Below are 18196 nucleotides of genomic sequence, written 5' to 3' on the forward strand. Positions count from 1 at the left end.
ACCATGGCGAAAGCCGGCCCACGCGATCCGGGCGGCGACCGCTCCGGCAGTCGCGCGCCCTCGAACGGGCGCCGGAACTCCGGGGCAGGGTCGGCGCCCGCCACCCCAAGGAGCCTGTCCCATGTCCCTCCTCGCCCCCGCGCGGACCACACCTTCCCGCGCCGCCTCCGCCGTCACCGTCGCCCTGACGGCCGGCGCGCTCCTGCTCTCCGCCGTCCCCGCCCACGCGACGGCCAGCCCGACCCAGATAGCCACCTCGAAGAGCACCGGCGTCACCTACCTGAAGTCGCTCCAGGCCGCCGACGGCAGCTACGTCACCGGCGGCGGGCTCTCCAACGAGTGGGCGTTCAGCGCACTCGCGGCCGCCGGCACGGCCGCCGCGGACGTCACCCCCGGCGGCGACCCCACCAAGAACGCCCGCCTGGTCTACCGCGGCCAGCTCGCCGCCCCCGGCTGGCCGAGCGCCTCGCCGGTCGTCACGGACTACGAGCGCGGCATCCTCAACGCCTACGCCGCCGGCATCGACCCCTCCCGGGTCGGCCCGGGCCGCAACCTCGTCGCCGACCTCGCCGCCTACTGGCAGACCGCCGAACCCGGCTACTACGGCCCGTCCGCCAACTTCAACGGCACCGTCTTCGGCCTCCTCGCCCTCGCGGGCGCCAGAACCCAGGCCGGCAGCCCTCGCGTCCCGCAGCCGCTGCTCGACGCCTCCGTCACCGCGGTGCGCGCCAACCAGCACAACGACGGCGGCTGGAACTTCAGCAAGGCCGCGGGCGACCCGAACGCCCTCGCCCAGGGCAGCGACATCGACATGACCGGCGCCGCCATGGCCTCGCTCTGCACCGGGGGCGTCGCCGCCACCGACCCGGCGATCGTCGCCGCCAAGAACTTCCTCAAGGGCAAGCTCACCGCCTCCGGCGCCTTCAACGCCATGTTCGGCGTCAACACCGACTCCAACGGCTGGGCCGTCTCCGGCCTCAACGCCTGCGGCATCAACCCCCAGGGCACCGACTTCACCAGCGGCACCGGCAAGAGCCCCGTCGACTTCCTGATCGCCCAGCAGTTCAAGCCCGGCGGCGGCTTCAAGTACCTGCCCACCGACACCAACCCCTCCCCCTACGCCTCCGTCGACGGCCTGCGCGCCGTCGCCGGCGCCGGCTTCACCGCCACCCCGCCGACCCCGACCACCGCCGGCGAGCCCGCCTGGGCCGCCACCACCGGCTTCACCGCCGGCACCGCCGCCAGGCTCGCCCTGGTCGTCGACGACGGCACCGGCGCGCTCAAGGTCTGCGCCGTCACCCTCACCCCGACCGGCACCACCGCAACCCTCGGCGACGTCCTCGACGCGGCAGGCAGCGCCACCCCGGGCGGCTGCGTCACCTCCGTCACGCCGTCCACCGGCGGCGGCACCGTCACCGCGCTCAACGGCACGGCCAACAGCGGCTCGTCCACCTGGCAGGTCGGCTTGGACGGCGGCGCCGCGACCGGCGCCACCCGGGCCACCACCGTCCACCTCGGCGACACCGTCTCGCTGCGCTACGGCAGCTGATCGCACTGCGCCGGAGGGGAGCCGACCACGGATCGCCTCCCCTCCGGCGGGGCAGAACCACGATGGCCCGACGGATCCGCCGCCGGACCGACAGGACAGGGGGAACGGATGCCGACGGGTGTTTCCAGATGGGTGGCGGGCGGCTATGTGGCCTTGGTCGGCGGGCTGGCCGTCCTGGGCGGGCTGACGGAGAACGGGCGTTACTACCTCGCGTCGATCGTCCTCACCCTTCCCGTCGGCCTTGCTGCGCTGGCCGCCGTCTACCTCGCACGAGGGGTGCTGACCGGCATCGGCGGGCTGTTCACCGACACCACACTGCCTAACGGCGAGGAACCCGGCTGGCTGACCACGGGCGGCATCGTGGCCAACGCGCTGCTGTTCACCGCGGCGGCCGTCGCCACCGTACTGCTGGTCGAGCGCTTCGTCCGCCGCCGGAGGGCTTCTCACGGCAGCTGAGCCACGGGTACGCGGTGCCCCGGCCCCCCCTTCCGGAGGGGCCGGGGCACCGGGGTGTCCCCGGGGGTCAGGGCGCGGTGACGCCCGGCTGGGCGCCGGCGCCGAAGGACCAGCCCTCGACGTCGCCGGGTGCCGGGTTGTAGCTGCCCGCGCCCAGGTTGCTGTAGGACCAGGGGCCGCCGTGCTGGGCGTGCCAGTACGACCAGTAGGCGCTGCCGGTGGGGTTGGTGCAGGTCGTCGGCAGGGCGTTGATGGTGCAGACGAAGCCCGGGTAGCGCGGGTGGAAGGTGTACGCGAACCCGGCGCCGGTCAGCGCGGCCAGGCCGCTGGCGGGGTCGCCGGGTGCGCAGCCGGTCTGGATGCCGCCGCCGACGGCGGTGAAGTCGACCACGACGGTGACGCCGGTGGTGCCGTCACAGGCGGCGGCCCGCGCCTGCGGGGCCTGGACGGCGGAGACGCCGAGCAGGCCTGCGGTCAGAGCGGCGGCGGCGGCGATCGAGCCGAGGGTACGGCGGGCCGGGCGCGCGGGCGCCAGGGTGTCGGTCATCGGAGCTCTCCTTTCGGGGTCAGCGAGTGGTCAGCGAGTGGTCAGCGGGTGGTCGCCGGGCAGGCCGGCACGGGCGCGTCCCGGCGGGCACCGGCGGCGGAGAGGGCGGCCAGCGGGGTGCCGGCCAGGCCGAGGACGGCCTGCGCCGTGGCCCGGGCACCGGTGGCCGCGTTGAAGCCGTTCGCGTCGTAGGCGACGGCCCCGCGCACCGCCGGGTCGGCGGAGCAGCCCTGCTGGAGCTTGACGAGACCGCTCCAGCCCTTGAGACCGGCCCCGAAGCGCCCGCCGGCCAGCAGCGCCTGCGTGGCGAGGCCGGTGGTGTTGGCGTTGGACGCGGCGGCCCCGGCGGCCGAGAAGCCGCCGTCGGCGTTCTGGTGGGCGGTCAACCAGCCGAGCCCGGCGCCGGCCTTGGCGGTGCGGCCGGTCGCGGCGAGGGCCTGGGCGGCGAGCGCGGTGGCGTCCGGGTCGCTGGCGCAGGTGGCCTGGCCGAAGGACAGCGGGTAACCGCCGTCCGCGCACTGGCTGTCGGCGAGGAAGTCGACAGCCGCCGCCGGGGCGCCACCGGCCGTGCGGTGCAGGGCGATCACGGCCAGGGACTGGCCGAAGGCGTTGCTGTAGTCGCCCCACTGCGAGCGGTCGGAGAACCGGCCGTCGGCGGTCTGGAGCGAGCGCAGCCGGGCGGGCAGGTCGACGCCGCCGAAGGCCGTCGGGTTCCCGCCGCGCACCTCGACGGCGAGCAGCAGCTTGGCGGTCGCGCCCGCGTAGGCCTCGGTGGTGCCGTCGCCGAGGTAGCCGGTGATGATCTCGGGCTTGGCCAGCCAGGCGGTGGCCTTCGCGGCGGCCTGGTCGGAGCTGTGCGAGGCGGCGAAGGCCAGCACGGCGTCGATGGTCAGGCCCTGGTCGGGGTAGGCGGTCCCGTTGAAGACGGACTCGAAGTGGTCGCCGTCGACGAGCTGGCGGGCGAGCCAGCCGCCCGCGGCGGCGTCGGGGCGGAGCGTCGGGGACGAGGTCGCGGCAGCGGGCGCGGCCTGGGCGGCGGCGGCCGCCGGGAGGACGGTGGCGAGGGCGAGCGCGGGTATCGCGAAGAGGCGCAGGGGGCGTCGGAACGAGGACACGGTGGGCCTTTCCGGGCCCGCACGCAGGGGCCCGGAGGACGGCGGCGACAAGCCGGGCAGCCCTCGGAGCTCCGGCCCGCAGACCACGACGGGAGGAGGGGACGACACACCTCCGCCGCCGGGTACTCGGGCTCGCCGCCGACGTGAATCGGCGGCCTACCGTTGCGGGTCAGCGCCGGATTCGGACCGGACTTCCCCCAGCGGCGGAGTCACAACATGACGGCCCATCATGGCGATACGGAAAAGATCCGGTCAAGGGTTCGCGCGTCATCTCACGGTGGTCCGCACCCGGCTTCGCGACGCGCTCCTCCCGGCTGCCGGCGTGATCAGGGTGTCCTGGACGGCAGAATTCCTCCCATGCGGAACATGCGGAACCTTCTCGTCATCGGCATCGGCGCGGGCGACCCCGACCACCTCACCCTGCAGGCGGTCAAGGCACTCGCCCGCACGGACGTCTTCTTCATCCTCGACAAGAGCGAGGAACGGCAGGACCTGATCCGGTTGCGGCGCCGGATGCTGACCGAGCACGGGCGGCCCGGGCACCGCGTGGTGGAGGTGCCGGACGCGGAGCGGGACCGCACCACCCCGGCGTACGCGGCCGCCGTGGACGACTGGCGCGTCCGCCGTGCCGATCTGGTCGAGCGGTTGGCGGTCGAGCACCTCGGTGAGGGCGAGACGGGCGCGTTCCTGGTCTGGGGGGATCCGAGCCTCTACGACAGCGTCATCGCCGTGGTGGAGGACGTACGGGCCCGCGGCGCCGTCGTCTTCGACTACGAGGTGGTCCCGGGCATCAGCAGCGTCTCCGCACTCGCCGCCCGCCACCGCACCACGCTGACCCGGGTGGGCCGCCCGGTGCAGATCACCACCGGCCGCCGTCTGGCCGAGGGCTTCCCCGAGGGCGTGGACGACGTCGTGGTGATGCTCGACGGCCGGGCCGCCTTCGCCGAGATCGACCCGGAGGGGCTGGAGATCCACTACGGCGCCTACCTCGGCACCCCCGACGAGATCCTCGTCGCCGGCCCGCTTGCCGAGGCCGCCCCGCGGATCCGCGAGCTGCGCGAGTCGGCCCGCGAGAGCAAGGGCTGGATCATGGACACCTACCTGCTGCGGCGCTCCGAGAGCTGACCGGCGTGCGCCGCCCCGGGCGAGGGGCGGCGCACCGGGCGGGATGTCAGCGGTTGAGGAACTCCGGCGGGCGCTTCTCGGCGAAGGCCGCCATGCCCTCCTTCTGGTCCGCCGTCGCGAAGGTGGCGTGGAACAGCCGCCGTTCGAAGCGGACGCCCTCGGCGAGCGTGGTCTCGTACGAGCGGTTGACGCTCTCCTTGAGCATGACCGCCGCCGGGGTGGACATCGCCGCGATGGTCTCGGCCACCGTCAGCGCCTCGGAAAGCAGTTGATCGGCCGGGACGATCCGGGAGACCAGGCCGGCCCGCTCGGCCTCCTCGGCGCCCATCATCCGGCCGGTCAGGCACAGTTCCATCGCCTTCGCCTTGCCGACGGCCCGGGTCAGCCGCTGCGAGCCGCCGATGCCGGGGATGACGCCGAGCTTGATCTCCGGCTGCCCGAACTTCGCGGTGTCCGCCGCCAGGAGGACGTCGCACAGCATCGCCAGCTCGCAGCCGCCGCCCAGCGCGTAGCCCGCCACCGCCGCCACCACGGGCTTGCGCAGCGCGGCGAAGCGGTCCCAGGCGGCGAACCAGTCGCCGAGGTAGGCGTCGACGAAGTCGAGCGTCTGCATCTCCTTGATGTCGGCGCCGGCCGCGAAGGCCTTCTCCGAGCCGGTGACCACCAGACAGCCGATCTCCGGGTCACGGTCGAACTCCGTTGCGGCCGACACGACTTCGTTCATCAGCCGGGTGTTGAGCGCGTTGAGCGCCTTGGGCCGGTCGAGCGTGATCAGCCCCACCCGGCCCTTGCGCTCGACCAGGATCGTCTCGTAGCCGGTCACTTGCCGTCCTCCCGCAGGGTGGTGATGATCGCCGAGAAGTCCAGGCCGGCGCCGCCGTCGGCCTGCGCGAAGTCCGCGTACAGCTGTGCCGCCCTGCGTCCGAGGTCCGTGGACAGGCCGGCGGCGTCGGCGGCCCCGGCGGCGAGTCCGAGGTCCTTGGCCATCAGGGCGGCGGCGAACCCGGCCGCGTAGCCGCGGTTGGCCGGGCTGGCCGGCACCGGCCCGGGGACGGGGCAGTTGGTGGTGAGCGCCCAGCACTGGCCGGAGGCGGTCGAGGCGACGTCGTAGAGGGCCTGGTGGCTGAGCCCGAGGCTCTCCCCGAGCACGAAGGCCTCGCTGACCGCGATCATCGAGATGCCCAGGATCATGTTGTTGCAGATCTTCGCGGCCTGCCCCGCGCCGGGGGATCCGCAGTGCACGACCTTGCGGCCCATCGCCTCCAGTACGGGTCGGGCCGCCTCGAAGTCCGGCTCGGCGGCTCCGACCATGAAGGTGAGGCTCGCGGCCGTGGCACCGACCACCCCGCCGGAGACCGGCGCGTCCACCGCCCGGTGCCCGGCGTTCACGGCCAGGGCGTGCGCCGCCCGGGCGTCCGCGACGTCGATCGTGGAGCAGTCGACGAAGAGCGTTCCCGGGCGGGCGGCGGGCAGCAGGTCGGCGTAGGCGGCCAGTACGTGCCGGCCGGCCGGCAGCATGCTGATGACGACGTCGGCCTCCCGCACCGCCTCGGTCGCGGACGGCGCCGGACGGACGCCGCCCTGCTCCGCCCGCCGCAGCGCCTCCGGCGCCAGGTCGTAGCCGGTCACGGTGTGTCCGGCCGTGGCGAGGTTGGCGGCCATCGGGCCGCCCATGTTGCCGAGTCCGATGAATCCGATGACTCCGTTGACTCCGTTGAATCCGTTGCGGTGGGTCACCAGCGCTCCAGGGGTGTGGTGGGGGCCAGGCCGAGTTCCCGGTCGCCGAGCGGGGCGAAGTAGCGGGCCACCGCGGCGGGCCCGACGGCGCTCAGCGTCGACGGGTTCCATCGCGGGGAACGGTCCTTGTCGATGACCTGGGCGCGGATCCCCTCGGCCAGGTCCGGTGTGGAGAGCGCCGCGCAGGAGGTCCGGTACTCCTGGTCGAGCACCGCCTCCAGCGGACCGAGGGTGCGGGCCCGGCGCAGCGCCGCCAGGGTGGCCTTCACGGCGGCGGGCGAGTTGGCGGCGATCCGGTCCGCGGCCTTCTTGGCCTCCGGTTCGCCGCTGTCCCGCAGGCGGTCGAGGATCTCCTCCACGGTGTCGGCCCCGTAGCAGTGGTCGATCCAGGCCCGCCGGCCGTCCAGCACGCCGGCCGGTGCGGGCCCGACGTTGCGTTCGAGGGCGTCGTGCACGGGGAGTTCGGCCAGGTCGTCCAGCAGCGCGGGCAGCCGCTCGGCCGGGACGAAGTGGTCGGCGAGGCCGCACAGCAGCGCGTCACCGGCCTCGACGGAACCTGCGGTCAGGGCCAGGTGGGTGCCCGACTCGCCGGGTGCGAGGGCGAGCAGGTAGGTGCCGCCGACGTCGGGGACGAAGCCGATGCCGGCCTCGGGCATGGCGACGCGCGTGGTCTCGGTGACGATCCGGACGCTGCCGTGGGCGGAGACCCCGACCCCGCCGCCCATCACGATGCCGCTCATGAGCGCGACGTAGGGCTTGGGGTAGCGGGCGATGCGGGCGTTGAGGCGGTACTCGTCGCGCCAGAACTCCTCGACGGCGCCCGGGTCCGCGCCGGTGGCGGCGCGGTGGATGGCGACGATGTCGCCGCCGGCGCAGAAGGCCCGCTCACCGGCGCCGGTGATGACCACGGTCGCGACCCGCTCGTCCTCCTCCCACGCGTCCAGCGCTTCGGAGATCCTGCGCACCATGCCGTGGGTGAGGGCGTTCAGGGCCGCGGGGCGGTTGAGGACGATCAGGCCCGCCCGGCCCTCGCGGTGGACCAGGACCTCGTCGAGGTCGGTCCCGGCCATCACGCGGCCCCGATCAGGCCGCGGGCGACGATGACGCGCATGATCTCGTTGGTTCCTTCCAGGATCTGGTGCACCCGCAGGTCGCGGACGATCTTCTCGATGCCGTACTCGGCCAGGTAGCCGTAGCCGCCGTGCAGTTGGAGCGCCTGGTTGGCGACCTCGAAGCCGGTGTCGGTGGCGTGCCGCTTGGCCATCGCGCACAGCTCCGGGGCCCTCGGGTCCCCCCGGTCAAGCGCCGAGGCGGCCCGCCAGAGCAGCGATCTGGCCGCCTCCAGCTCCGTGGCCATGTCGGCGAGCCGGAACTGCAGCGCCTGGGCGTGCAGCAGCCGGGCGCCGAACGCCTCGCGGTCCGCCAGGTAGCCGGTGGCCCGTTCCAGGGCGTCCTGCGCTCCGCCGAGGGAGCAGGCGGCGATGCCGAGCCGGCCTCCGTTCAGCCCGTTCATGGCGATCCGGAAGCCCTCGCCCTCGGCTCCGAGGAGGCGGTCGGCCGGGAGCCGGACGCCGTCCAGGAGCACCTGGCGGGTGGGCTGGGCGTTCCAGCCCATCTTCTTCTCGTCGGGACCGAACGAGACGCCGGCGTCCTCGCGTTCGACGACGAACGCGGACACCCCGCCGGCCCCCGGCCCGCCGGTGCGGGCCATCACCAGGTAGATCCGGGAGACGCCGGCACCCGAGATGAACTGCTTGACGCCGTCGAGGACCCAGTGGTCCCCGTCCCGGCGGGCCCGGGTGGTCAGTGCCGCCGCGTCCGAGCCCGCGCCGGGCTCGGTGAGGCAGTAGCTGGCGGGGGTCGCCATGGCGCTGAGACCCGGCAGCCACCGGGCGCGCTGGGCGTCGTCGCCGTAGCGGTCGATCATCCAGGCGACCATGTTGTGGATGGACAGGTAGGCGGCGATGGACGGGCAGCCGGTGGCCAGCGCCTCGAACACGAGCACGCCGTCGGCGCGGGTGAGTCCGGAGCCGCCGGACTCCTCGCGGACGTAGACGCCGGCCAGGCCGACGTCCGCCGCCTTGCGCAGCACGTCCACCGGGAAGTGCTTGGCCTGGTCCCACGCGACCGCGTTCGGCGCCAGGTGTTCGCGGGCGAAGGCCCGGGTGGTCGCCGCGATGGCGAGCTGGTCCTCTGTGAGGTCGTGCACGACGCCCTCAGCCCATCGTCGGGATGGTGAAGCTCGCGCCCTCCTTGACCCCGGAGGGCCAGCGCGAGGTGACGGTGCGGGTGCGGGTGTAGAAGCGGATCGAGTCCGGCCCGTGCTGGTTGAGGTCGCCGAACCCGGAGCGCTTCCAGCCGCCGAAGGTGTGGTACGCGACCGGCACGGGGATCGGCACGTTGACGCCGACCATGCCGGTGTTCACCCGGCGGGCGAAGTCCCGTGCCGTGTCGCCGTCCCGGGTGTAGATGGCCACGCCGTTGCCGAACTCGTGCTCGCTGGGCAGGCGCAGCGCCTCCTCGTAGTCGGCGGCGCGGAGCACGGTCAGGACGGGGCCGAAGATCTCCTCCCGGTAGATCCGCATGTCGGGAGTCACCCGGTCGAACAGCGAGGCGCCGAGGAAGTAGCCGCCCTCGTGCCCCTCCAGCCGGAAGTCGCGCCCGTCGACCACGAGTTCGGCGCCCTCCTCGACCCCGAGGTCGAGGTAGCCGCGGACTCGCTCCAGCGCGTCGGCGCCGACCAGCGGGCCGAAGTCCGCCGCCGGGTCGTCCGAGCGCCCGACCTTCAGCGCGGCGATCCGCTCGACCAGTTTGGCCACCAGGGCGTCGGCGGTCTCCTCCCCCACCGGGACGGCCACCGAGATCGCCATGCAGCGCTCGCCGGCCGAGCCGTAGCCGGCGCCGATCAGGGCGTCCGCGGCCTGGTCGAGGTCGGCGTCCGGCATCACGATCAGGTGGTTCTTGGCGCCGCCGAAGCACTGCGCCCGCTTCCCGTGCGCGGCGGCGGTGGCGTAGACGTACTGGGCGATCGGCGTGGAGCCGACGAACCCGACCGCCTGCACCCGCGGGTCCTCCAGCAGGGTGTCCACGGCCTCCTTGCCGCCGTTGACCACGTTCAGCACGCCCGGCGGCAGCCCGGCCTCCAGGAACAGCTCGGCCAGGCGCAGCGGCACCGAGGGGTCGCGCTCCGAGGGCTTGAGGACGAAGGCGTTGCCGCAGGCGAGGGCGGGTGCGGCCTTCCAGAGCGGGATCATCGCCGGGAAGTTGAACGGCGTGATGCCCGCGACCACGCCGAGCGGCTGGCGCATCGAGTACACGTCGATGCCGGTGCCCGCGTTGTCGCTGAACTCGCCCTTCAGCAGGTGCGGGATGCCGGCGGCGAACTCGACGACCTCCAGGCCGCGCTGGATGTCCCCGTGGGCGTCGGCCACGGTCTTGCCGTGCTCGGCGGACAGCAGCCGGGCCAGTTCCTCCTTCTCCTGCTCGACGAGCTGGAGGAAGCGCAGCAGGACGCGGGCCCGCCGCTGCGGGTTCCAGGCCGCCCACGCGGGCTGGGCCTGCGCGGCGTCGGCGATCACCGCCTCGACCTCGGCCCGGCTCGCCAGCGGCACCCGGGCCTGCACCCGGCCGGTGTTGGGGTCGTACACGTCGCCGAAGCGACCGGAGGTGCCGGCGGTGGGCTTGCCGGCGACGAAGTGGGTCAGTTCTCGGACCATCGGGTTCCTTCTCTCGACAGGGGTGGGGAGAGGAGGAGGATCGGAGGCCGCCGCGGGTCGGCGGGCACACGGTGGTGCGCCCCGCGGCACGGGCGTGCGGCGGCGGAACGGAACGTCAGGGCGTGGACGCCCCGGCGGCCGTGGGCACGGGACAACCAGGAGCGGCAGTGGAGCGGGAGCAGCCCGGGGTCATGCGTGTCGTCTCCATCCTCGTGGAAAACACGGAACACCCGCGGCCGGTATCCTGACTCCCGGATCACCGCACGCCCCCAGGCCTTCCCGGCTGGCTGCCAGTGGCCTTCGTCTGCGAGGACGAACTCCCCGGTCACAGTGGCGGGACCGTGCCGGACTCACACCGGCTTCCCTGACACCGCGGACCTGCCATCGACCATATAGTTGGACGTCCTAGTAAGTCCAGAGGCCCGCACGCGCGTTGCGCCACCGGCTTTCCACCGCGCCGAGCGACACGCGACCGGACGGGGTCCGCGATCAGGCGCCCGGCAGCGCGGGGCCACGAGCCCGTAAAGTTAGCTGAGGCACACCTAAGCAACACAGGCCGAGCCCATCCTCGCCATACCGGCGCGGGTGGGCCTCGACTGCCGACCGCTGTCGGCGCCGGGGGTGTGTCTGCCGGGAGTGTCGGGACAGGGAGAACGATGTGAGGGACGGTCGGGACGCCAGGCGTCCGCACGGGGAGCTGGTCGCGGACGTGCTGGCGGTGTTGTGGGCGGCCGGCGAGCCGCTGACCGCCCAGCAGGTCAAGGCGGCGCTGGACCACGGGCTGGCCCGCACCACCGTGGCGACGATCCTCACCCGCCTGCACGAGAAGGGGACCCTGGTCCGCAGCCGCCCCGCGCGGTCCTTCGCCTACGCCCCGGTGGAGGACGCCGCCGGGCTGGCGGCCGGGCGCATGCGCCGGGAGTTGGAGAAGGAACCCCAGCGGGACCTCGTGCTGAAGCGGTTCGTCTCCTCCCTGTCCGAGGACGACGAGGACGTCCTGCGCCGTCTGCTCCTCGATGCCGAGACCGAGGCCGAGGCCCAGACCGATGCCGCTGCCGAGGCCGCGACCGCGACCGCGACCGCGACCGCGACCGCGACGGACTCCGGCAGGCCCGAGCCCGAGGACGACGCATGGGCCTGATCCTGGTGGTCGTCGCCCTGGCCCTGCTGCTCCCCTGGGCCGCGGCGCCCGCCGCCCGCCGCCTGGCTCCGCTGCTCCCCCCGCGCGAGGCCTCGCTCGCACTCACGGGCGCGGCCGCCCTGCTGGCGGGCGGCACCGTCGCGGCACTCGTCGGGCTGTTCCACGTCCCGTTCCTGGCAGGACTGGAGCACCTGCCGCTGTCCGACGTCGTCACCCGGTGGCCCGCCGTGGTACCGGTGTCCTGCGCCGCCGGGGCCGCGCTGGCCGTCCAGGCGGTACGGCTGACGCTGCGGTGGCGCGGGCACCGCGTGCTCCTCGCCCGCGCCTGGGGCCTGACCGCCGATGCCACGAGCGACGGCGACCTGCTCGTGGTCGCGGGCAAGGAGCCCGAGGCCTTCGCCCTGCCCGGCCACCGGGGGCGCCCCGGCCGCGTCGTCGTCTCGACCGGCATGCTGAGCGCGCTGGGCCCGGCGGAGCGCGCGGTGCTCCTCGCCCACGAGCGCGCCCACCTGCGCGGGCGCCACCACCTGCTGTCCGTCGCCGCCGACCTCGCCGCCGCCGTACACCCGGCGCTGGCCCGGCTGCGGGCCGACCTCGACTACCACCTGGAGCGCTGGGCCGACGAGCGGGCCGCCGCCGCGGTCGCCGACCGGCGCACCGCCGCGACCGCCATCGCCCGGGCGGCCCTGGCCGGATCGCCGGCCGCCCACCGGGGCGCCGGGCCCCTGCTGTCCGTGAACACCGGCCCCGTGCCCCAGCGCGTCCAGGCCCTCCTGGGCCCCGAACCCGCCCGCCCGACCGGCCGCAGGGCGCACGCCGCCGTCGCCCTGGTCGCCGCCGTCACGGTCGCGGCCCTGCTCGGCCTGGCCCTGGCCTACGGGCTGCACGAGTACGTCGAGTACGCGGCCCGGACCTTGAGGGCTCACGGCACGGTCTGACGACATCGATGTAGACCAACCGTGCGGGTCCGGGTATCGTGAGGCTCGGCTTACCCGCGCGGGCCTTGGCGCAGCCGCCCGCCGGCGATTCGGAGGCCGTGTCCACCCCGGCCTCCGGGCTCGGCACCCCCGCGCGGTGCCGCCACCACGGCCCCGACCCGAGAACACGGCGGCCACCGGACGATGGGACCTGGTGTGTACGACGGGAGGACGGGCTCGACGAGCCCCTTCGAACAGACCGTCTACCTCCTGTCGACGGCCGGCCGGGCGGTCGACCGGCTGCTCGCCGACCGGCTCGACGCGAGGGGACTGGGCCCGGCCCACCAGGCGCTGCTGTCCACCCTCTCCCGGCTGGGGCCGCACGGGCGCCGTGACCTCGCCGAGCACGCCGCCGCACCCGAGACCGACTCCGCCCGGGCACTGGACGACCTCCTGTCGGCAGGCCTGGTGCACTCCATGGTCGTCCAGATCGGCGGGCGGCAGGAGGTGCTGACGATCACCCCGGCCGGGCAGGCCGCGCTGGACGTGCTGCACGACGACGCGTCCGCCGTACAGGGCGACCTGCTCGCCTCGTTGACGAAGGGCCAGCGCACCGAACTCAACTCCCTGCTGCGGCGGGTGTGCACGGCGGCTGCCCGCGGCGCGGGGCGCCGCACACCCTCGCGGCCGGGCCCCGAGCGGGAGCTCATCGGCGGACAGCGCCGACGGTGGGTCGCCGAGTAGGGGTCAGCGGATGCCCGCGGGGTGCTGCGCCGTGAGCGGTGCGGGGTGGGGGCCCGCGAGAGGCAGGACGTGGTCGGCGCGGCCGGTGACGAGGGGGAGGTCGTGGCTGACGAGGACCACCGCCAGGCCCCGGCTGGTGCGCAGGTCGTCGAGGAGTTCCATGAGCGCGGCGGCGGTGTCGGTGTCGAGGGCGGAGGTGACCTCGTCGCAGAGCAGGACGTCGGGTTCGGCGGCCAGGGCGCGGGCGAGGGAGACGCGCTGGCGTTGGCCCCCGGAGAGTTCGTGGGGGTGGCGGGTCGCGTGGTGCGGGGGCAGGCCGACGGCGGTGAGCAGGTCGGCGACGCGCTCCTCGCACCGGGCGGCGGGAAGGCCGAAGTGCAGCTTCAGCGGCCGGGTGAGGGTGGCACCGACGGTGTGGGCCGGGTTGAGGGCGCCGAGGGGGTTCTGGGGGACGAGCTGGATGCGGCGGCGCTGGTCGCGGCTGCGGCGCCGGTAGGACGGGGCCAGGTGCTCGCCGTGGAGGATGACGCTGCCGGACTCGGGCCGGTGAAGGCCGGCCAGGGTGCGGAGCAGCGTGGTCTTGCCGCATCCGGACGGGCCGGTGATCCCGGTCAGCGTGCCGGGCATCAGGACGAGGTCGACGGCGGCGAAGACGCGGTGGCGGGTGCGGGCCGTACCGATGCCGGCGCTGAGCGCCTTCACCTCCACGACGGGCGGCATCTCGGCGGCCCGGGTACGAACGCGCGCGGCCTGCGCGCCCGTCGCCGACGCAGCCCCGGCCGGGACTGCGGCAGGGCGGTCGGGCCCCAGGGCCAGAACGTCGTCCGCGCAGCGGGCGACGAAGTCGGGGTCGTGGCTGGTGAGGGCGATGGCGAGGCCGTCGGAGTCGGCGATCTCACGCAGCAGGTCGGCGATGTCGTCGCGCAGCGCCGCATCGAGGCCGGCGGTGGGTTCGTCGAGGAGGAGGATCTCGGGCCGTCGGGCGAGGGCGCGGGCAAGCGCGACACGCCGCTGCTGACCGCCGGACAGGCCCGCGGGGCGGCGGTGTTCGAGGCGCTCGCCGACCGGCAGGCGGACCGCGCGCAGCAGGTCGGGTACGGAGGTCCGGCGGCGGTCGGCGGCGGTCTCGGTCAGGAGGCGGTCGACGCGCATGCGCGGGTTGAGGTCCGAGCCGGGGTCCTGGCCGACGAAGGCGAGCTGGTGGCGGCGGAGGCGGCGCAGGTCCTCGGGCGGGAGGGCGAGGATGTCGTGGCCGAGGACGTCGAGGGTGCCGGTGGTGACGCGGGCGCCCGGCGGGAGGGCTCCGACGAGGGCGCGCAGGAGGGTGGTCTTGCCGGCGCCGGAGGGGCCGGTGATGGCGGTGACGCGGCCCGGGGTGAGGGTGAGGGTGGCGTCGGTGAGCAGGGGCGTGTCCGCGAGGGTGATGGACAGGCCCGTGGCGCGGGCGGCGGGGGCGGCGGTGCTCACAGCGGGGTCTCCGGGGTCGGCCGGGCGGGGACGAGGGCTTCGGCGGCGAGGTTGACACTGATGGCGAGCAGCCCGATGGCCAGGCACGGCGCGCCGACCGCCCAGGGGTTGAGGGTGATCCCGGCGGCGTTCTCGCGGATCATCAACGCCCAGTCGGCTTCCGGGGGTTGGGGGCCGAGCTGGAGGAAGGCGGCGACCGAGACGATGTAGACGCCTTCGACGAAGCGCAGGCCGAACAGGGCGAGGAGGGTGGAGCGCAGGTTGGGCAGCACCTCGCGGACCGTCAGGTGCCACAGGCGTTCGCCGCCGACGGCCGCGGCCTCGACGTAGCCGGTGGCGGCGATGGGGGCGGCTGCCGCGGCGACGATGCGCACCGCGTAGGGAATGCCCAGGAGGGTGGCGGCGGCCGCGACGGCCAGGCGTCCCCCGGCGGGCCAGGCCAGGGCGATGAGCATGATGGCGAGGACGGAGGGCAGGAGGATCGTCAGGTCGGCGGCGCGTTCGATCCACCGGCCGAGCCGGGGCCGCAGGACGGCGAGGATGCCGAGGACGGTGGCCGCCGCCGTGACGACCAGGGCGATGGCCACGGCGGTGGCGATCAGGGGCGCGCCGCCGGTCAGCAGGCGGCTGAGGACGTCGCGGCCGAGCTGGTCACCGCCGAGCGGCGCGTCGCCGCCGGCTTCGGCGTAGGGGAAGGTGACGGGGGTGTCGATGGGGTGCGGGGCGAGGAGCGGTCCGGCGAGGGCGAGGAGGACGAGCAGGAGCGCGGGCACGGCGCGGACGAGCACGCGCCTGCTTCGCCGGGTGGCGGGCGCGGGGGCCGCTGCGGTCGGGGCATCGGCGGTCATCGGCGCTCCTCTCCGAGGGCGGTGGTGCGGATGAGGTCGGCCAGCATCAGGAGCAGGCTGATGGCGGCGCCTGCCGCGGCCACGACTCCGGCGACGAGCGGGGTGTCGCGGTCGGCGATGGCCCCGGCCAGGACGGCGCCGATGCCGGGGTAGTTGAAGAGGGTCTCGACGACGACGGTGCCGCCCAGCAGCATGCCGGCGGAGGTGGCGATGCCGACGGCGATGGCGGACAGGGCGCCGGGGAGCATGTGGTGGCTGAGGATGCGTCGGCGCGCGAGGCCGTCGAGGACGGCGGCCTGGACGTGCGGCAGCGCGGCCTGGTCGGCGAGCGCGCCGCGCACGATGCGGGTGTTCCAGCCGATCTGGGGGATGGCCAGCGAGAGCACCGGCAGGACGAGCATGGTCCAGGACTCGGGGGCTCCGTCGGGGCCGGTGAGGGTGACGGCGGGCAGCCAGCCGGTCCACTGGGACAGCAGGAGCAGGAGCGCGACGGAGACGACGAACTCCGGGAGGGCGAACGCGGCGGTGGAGGCGGCGTCGATGGCGCGGTCGGTGCGTCCGCCGGGGCGCAGGGCGGCCCGGCTCCCGAGCGCGAGGGCGCCGACGGTGCTCAGGGCGAGGGCGAGGGTGCCCAGGAGCAGGGTGTTGGGGAAGGGGCCGGCGAGGATGTCGGTGACGTGCTGGCCGCGCGCGGTGACGCCGAGGTCGCCGGTGGGCAGGCCGGTCATCCAGTCCCAGAAGCGTTCGGCCACCGGGCGGTCGAGCCCGAGGGCGCTGCGGCGGGCGGCGAGGTCGGCGGCGGTGACCCCGCGCTCGGCGGTCGCGCCGGCGGCGTCGCCCGGGAGCAGCTCGACGGCGGCGAAGACGCCGGCGAGCAGGACGGCGAGCAGGGCCAGGCGCCGGGCCGCCTGACGGGCGACCCGGCCCGCACCGGGGAGGATGCGGGCCGGGACGCCCTGCGGCGCGCGGGCGCCGGCCGGCTGAAGCGTGGTCAACGCGCCAGCCAGGTCTTCTCGAGCTGGACGCGGCCGTAGCCGGGAAGCCTGGGCAGGTCGCGCACGGCGGCTCCGGCGAGGTCGATGCCGTCGGCCATGCCCCACAGCAGGTAGCCGGACCGGGCGAACTCGATCTCCTGGAGCCGGTGCAGCAGTTTGTCGCGCGCGGCGGCATCGGCGGTGCCCATGGCCGTGCGGTAGGCCTCGTCGAATGCGGGGTCCTTGAAGGCGGACTCGTTCTGGCCGGCGTCGGAGAGCATCGTCTTGGAGGCGAAGAAGACGACCGAGTCGTTGGTGCCCCAGTACGTCGTGTAGAGCGGCGCCTTGAGCCAGGTGGCGTCCCAGAAGGTCTTGGAGTCCTGCTTCACGACGTTGATCTTCACGCCGGCCTCGCGGACCTGGGTGGCGAAGAGGGTCGCGGACTCGGCGAGGCCGGAGACGTCCTCGGTGGTGATCAGGTCGTAGGTCCGGGAGGTGTCGAACCCGGCGTCGGAGAGCAGCTGCCTGGCCTTGGCGAGGTCGCGCCCCCGCTGCGGTATGTCCTTGGCGAAGGCGGGGTCGCCGGTGCCGAGGACGTCGTTGGCGACGCTGCCGTAGCCGGAGAGGACCTGCTTGACCATGGCGTCGCGGTCGACCGCCAGCTTCAGGGCCTCGCGCACCCTCGCGTCGGCGAACGGGCCGTCGGCGGTACGCATGACGACGGGCATCGCCATGTCGTTGGGGCGGCGCAGGATCTGGACGTCCTTGCGGGCCTCGGCGGTGCGGGCGGCGACGGCGCCGACGTTGGAGGCGAGGTCGATCTGCCCGGCGAGCAGGGCGTTGGCCATGGCCTGCGGGCTCTCGAACAGGCGCACCTCGACGGCGTCGAGCAGCACCTTGCCGCCGTACCAGTTGTCGTTGCGCACCAGCCGGGCGTTGCCGTCGCGGTACCAGTCGAGCTTGAACGGGCCGGTGCCGGGGGCGCCGGCGATCGCGTCGTCCTTGGTGTCCTTCTTCAGGACGAAGGTGGTCAGGCGGGTCAGCAGCGGCAGATCCGCGTTGGGGTAGTCGGAGACCAGGACCACGGTCTTCGCGTCCTCGGCGCTGATGCCCTCGGGCTGGATGCCGGGCAGCCGGCTCTTGCCCGCCGGGGTGTTGCGCAGGCGCTGCAACGACCAGACCACGTCGGCGGCGGTGACCGGGGTGCCGTCGTGGAACGTCGCGCCGTCGGCGATCGTGAAGCGCCAGGTCTTCAGGTCCTCCGACGGCTTCCAGGAGGCCAGGCGCGGGACGGTGTTGGCGGTGGATCCGGGAACGGCCAGCGTGTCGTAGAGCAGGCTGATGATCAGGTAGTCGCTCTCGTTGGCCTGCGTGCCGTGCGGGTCGCGGGTGACCGCGGAGGCCTTGCCGAGAGCGCCGACCTTCAGCGTCCCCCCGGCGCGGGGCCGCGAGGACGCCGAGCCCGCGGATGCGGCGTCCCTGGATCCGCCCGCGCCACTGCCGCAGGCGGCGAGCGCGCCGGCCGCCCCGACACCGGCACCGACCCACAGCAGCTGTCGTCTGGTGACGCCCACGTTCGTTCCTCGATTCGGGTTGAGCTCGATTTGCTTAGGCTTACCTACCCTAAGTTTGAGACAGGTCGCAAGCCGCCCGACGGAGCGCACCGACCCACCGGGCGTGCGCCTCCCTGCCGCAAATGGCAATCCGAGCAGCGGAGTTGGCCCTGCGCGGCAGGTGCGCCGCCACCCCGAACTGAGACTACGTAAATGTAGACATCTGGCCGGGTAAGGCTTGCCTTACCTCGAAGTCGTTGTTACGTTTCCTGCCGTCCGGCCGTCGGAGCCGACCCGGACCCCACGC

The 18196-nt window shown here is 74.4% G+C and carries 17 protein-coding genes and 2 riboswitches; of the genes, 6 read left to right on the plus strand and 11 right to left on the minus strand.

Going from position 1 to position 18196, the window contains the following annotated elements:
• The first annotated feature begins 121 nt into the window (after positions 1 to 121).
• Together ACIQVZ_RS07535 and ACIQVZ_RS07540 are read left to right on the plus strand one after the other, a co-directional pair.
• Positions 122 to 1549, plus strand: a complete 1428-nt coding sequence (locus tag ACIQVZ_RS07535) for a hypothetical protein (protein ID WP_402447927.1) — start codon at positions 122 to 124, stop codon at positions 1547 to 1549.
• A 108-nt stretch (positions 1550 to 1657) separates the two neighbouring features.
• On the plus strand, positions 1658 to 2005 hold the full coding sequence (locus ACIQVZ_RS07540) for a hypothetical protein (protein WP_402447929.1): 348 nt from the start codon (positions 1658 to 1660) through the stop codon (positions 2003 to 2005).
• A 67-nt stretch (positions 2006 to 2072) separates the two neighbouring features.
• Here the strand turns inward: ACIQVZ_RS07540 and ACIQVZ_RS07545 are convergent, their stop codons facing one another.
• Both ACIQVZ_RS07545 and ACIQVZ_RS07550 read right to left on the minus strand, forming a co-directional pair.
• Positions 2073 to 2552 carry a flagellar hook-length control protein FliK gene (locus tag ACIQVZ_RS07545; RefSeq protein ID WP_350875822.1) on the minus strand — a complete coding sequence of 160 codons (480 nt, stop codon included), beginning with the start codon at positions 2550 to 2552 and terminating at the stop codon, positions 2073 to 2075.
• Between the two features lie 41 nt (positions 2553 to 2593).
• Entirely contained in the window at positions 2594 to 3667 is a 1074-nt protein-coding gene (locus tag ACIQVZ_RS07550) for a prenyltransferase/squalene oxidase repeat-containing protein (RefSeq protein WP_402447931.1), read from the minus strand.
• Positions 3668 to 3766: 99 nt separating this feature from the next.
• Positions 3767 to 3887: riboswitch (cobalamin riboswitch) on the minus strand.
• A gap of 146 nt (positions 3888 to 4033) precedes the next feature.
• Between ACIQVZ_RS07550 and cobF the strand changes: the two genes are divergently transcribed.
• Positions 4034 to 4792 carry a precorrin-6A synthase (deacetylating) gene (gene cobF / locus ACIQVZ_RS07555; protein WP_402448074.1) on the plus strand — a complete coding sequence of 253 codons (759 nt, stop codon included), beginning with the start codon at positions 4034 to 4036 and terminating at the stop codon, positions 4790 to 4792.
• Positions 4793 to 4838: 46 nt separating this feature from the next.
• Here the strand turns inward: cobF and ACIQVZ_RS07560 are convergent, their stop codons facing one another.
• The 5 genes from ACIQVZ_RS07560 to ACIQVZ_RS07580 are packed head-to-tail and all read right to left on the minus strand — an operon-like array spanning position 4839 to position 10245.
• Positions 4839 to 5615: an enoyl-CoA hydratase gene (locus tag ACIQVZ_RS07560; RefSeq protein WP_350875816.1), complete on the minus strand. Its 777-nt coding sequence runs from the start codon at positions 5613 to 5615 to the stop codon at positions 4839 to 4841.
• Positions 5612 to 6529, minus strand: coding sequence for a 3-hydroxyisobutyrate dehydrogenase (gene mmsB / locus ACIQVZ_RS07565; RefSeq protein WP_402447933.1), 918 nt, complete (start codon positions 6527 to 6529; stop codon positions 5612 to 5614). The genes ACIQVZ_RS07560 and mmsB overlap by 4 nt, the downstream gene beginning before the upstream one ends.
• Positions 6526 to 7599 (minus strand): enoyl-CoA hydratase/isomerase family protein, encoded by a 1074-nt coding sequence (locus ACIQVZ_RS07570; protein ID WP_402447934.1) that lies wholly within the window; start codon positions 7597 to 7599, stop codon positions 6526 to 6528. Before ACIQVZ_RS07570 ends, mmsB begins: the two co-directional genes overlap by 4 nt.
• Complete coding sequence (locus tag ACIQVZ_RS07575; protein WP_402447936.1) at positions 7599 to 8738, minus strand: acyl-CoA dehydrogenase family protein; 1140 nt, start codon at positions 8736 to 8738, stop codon at positions 7599 to 7601. Before ACIQVZ_RS07575 ends, ACIQVZ_RS07570 begins: the two co-directional genes overlap by 1 nt.
• A 7-nt stretch (positions 8739 to 8745) precedes the next feature.
• Positions 8746 to 10245, minus strand: a complete 1500-nt coding sequence (locus ACIQVZ_RS07580) for a CoA-acylating methylmalonate-semialdehyde dehydrogenase (RefSeq protein ID WP_402447937.1) — start codon at positions 10243 to 10245, stop codon at positions 8746 to 8748.
• Between the two features lie 216 nt (positions 10246 to 10461).
• A riboswitch (cobalamin riboswitch) is annotated at positions 10462 to 10653 on the minus strand.
• Positions 10654 to 10903: 250 nt separating this feature from the next.
• Between ACIQVZ_RS07580 and ACIQVZ_RS07585 the strand changes: the two genes are divergently transcribed.
• The 3 genes from ACIQVZ_RS07585 to ACIQVZ_RS07595 all read left to right on the plus strand — a co-directional run bounded on the left by ACIQVZ_RS07585 (position 10904) and on the right by ACIQVZ_RS07595 (position 13047).
• Positions 10904 to 11386: a BlaI/MecI/CopY family transcriptional regulator gene (locus tag ACIQVZ_RS07585; protein WP_402447938.1), complete on the plus strand. Its 483-nt coding sequence runs from the start codon at positions 10904 to 10906 to the stop codon at positions 11384 to 11386.
• A complete protein-coding gene (locus ACIQVZ_RS07590) occupies positions 11377 to 12324 on the plus strand; it encodes a M48 family metalloprotease (protein ID WP_402447940.1) in 948 nt (315 codons plus the stop codon). The genes ACIQVZ_RS07585 and ACIQVZ_RS07590 overlap by 10 nt, the downstream gene beginning before the upstream one ends.
• Positions 12325 to 12519: 195 nt before the next feature.
• On the plus strand, positions 12520 to 13047 hold the full coding sequence (locus ACIQVZ_RS07595; protein WP_350875802.1) for a MarR family winged helix-turn-helix transcriptional regulator: 528 nt from the start codon (positions 12520 to 12522) through the stop codon (positions 13045 to 13047).
• Between the two features lie 3 nt (positions 13048 to 13050).
• On the opposite strand, the gene ACIQVZ_RS07600 is transcribed toward ACIQVZ_RS07595, so the two are convergent.
• Genes ACIQVZ_RS07600 through ACIQVZ_RS07615 form a run of 4 tightly spaced genes read right to left on the minus strand, consistent with a single transcriptional unit; the run spans position 13051 to position 17910 of the window.
• Entirely contained in the window at positions 13051 to 14514 is a 1464-nt protein-coding gene (locus ACIQVZ_RS07600; RefSeq protein WP_402447942.1) for an ABC transporter ATP-binding protein, read from the minus strand.
• A complete protein-coding gene (locus tag ACIQVZ_RS07605) occupies positions 14511 to 15362 on the minus strand; it encodes an ABC transporter permease (protein ID WP_402447944.1) in 852 nt (283 codons plus the stop codon). Before ACIQVZ_RS07605 ends, ACIQVZ_RS07600 begins: the two co-directional genes overlap by 4 nt.
• Positions 15359 to 16357, minus strand: coding sequence for an ABC transporter permease (locus ACIQVZ_RS07610; protein WP_402447946.1), 999 nt, complete (start codon positions 16355 to 16357; stop codon positions 15359 to 15361). Before ACIQVZ_RS07610 ends, ACIQVZ_RS07605 begins: the two co-directional genes overlap by 4 nt.
• Positions 16354 to 17910 (minus strand): ABC transporter substrate-binding protein, encoded by a 1557-nt coding sequence (locus tag ACIQVZ_RS07615; RefSeq protein ID WP_402447948.1) that lies wholly within the window; start codon positions 17908 to 17910, stop codon positions 16354 to 16356. Before ACIQVZ_RS07615 ends, ACIQVZ_RS07610 begins: the two co-directional genes overlap by 4 nt.
• Positions 17911 to 18196: the final 286 nt, after the last annotated feature.

Origin of the sequence: Kitasatospora sp. NPDC098663, assembly GCF_044760075.1 — a bacterium.
Taxonomy (GTDB): Bacteria; Actinomycetota; Actinomycetes; order Streptomycetales; family Streptomycetaceae; genus Kitasatospora.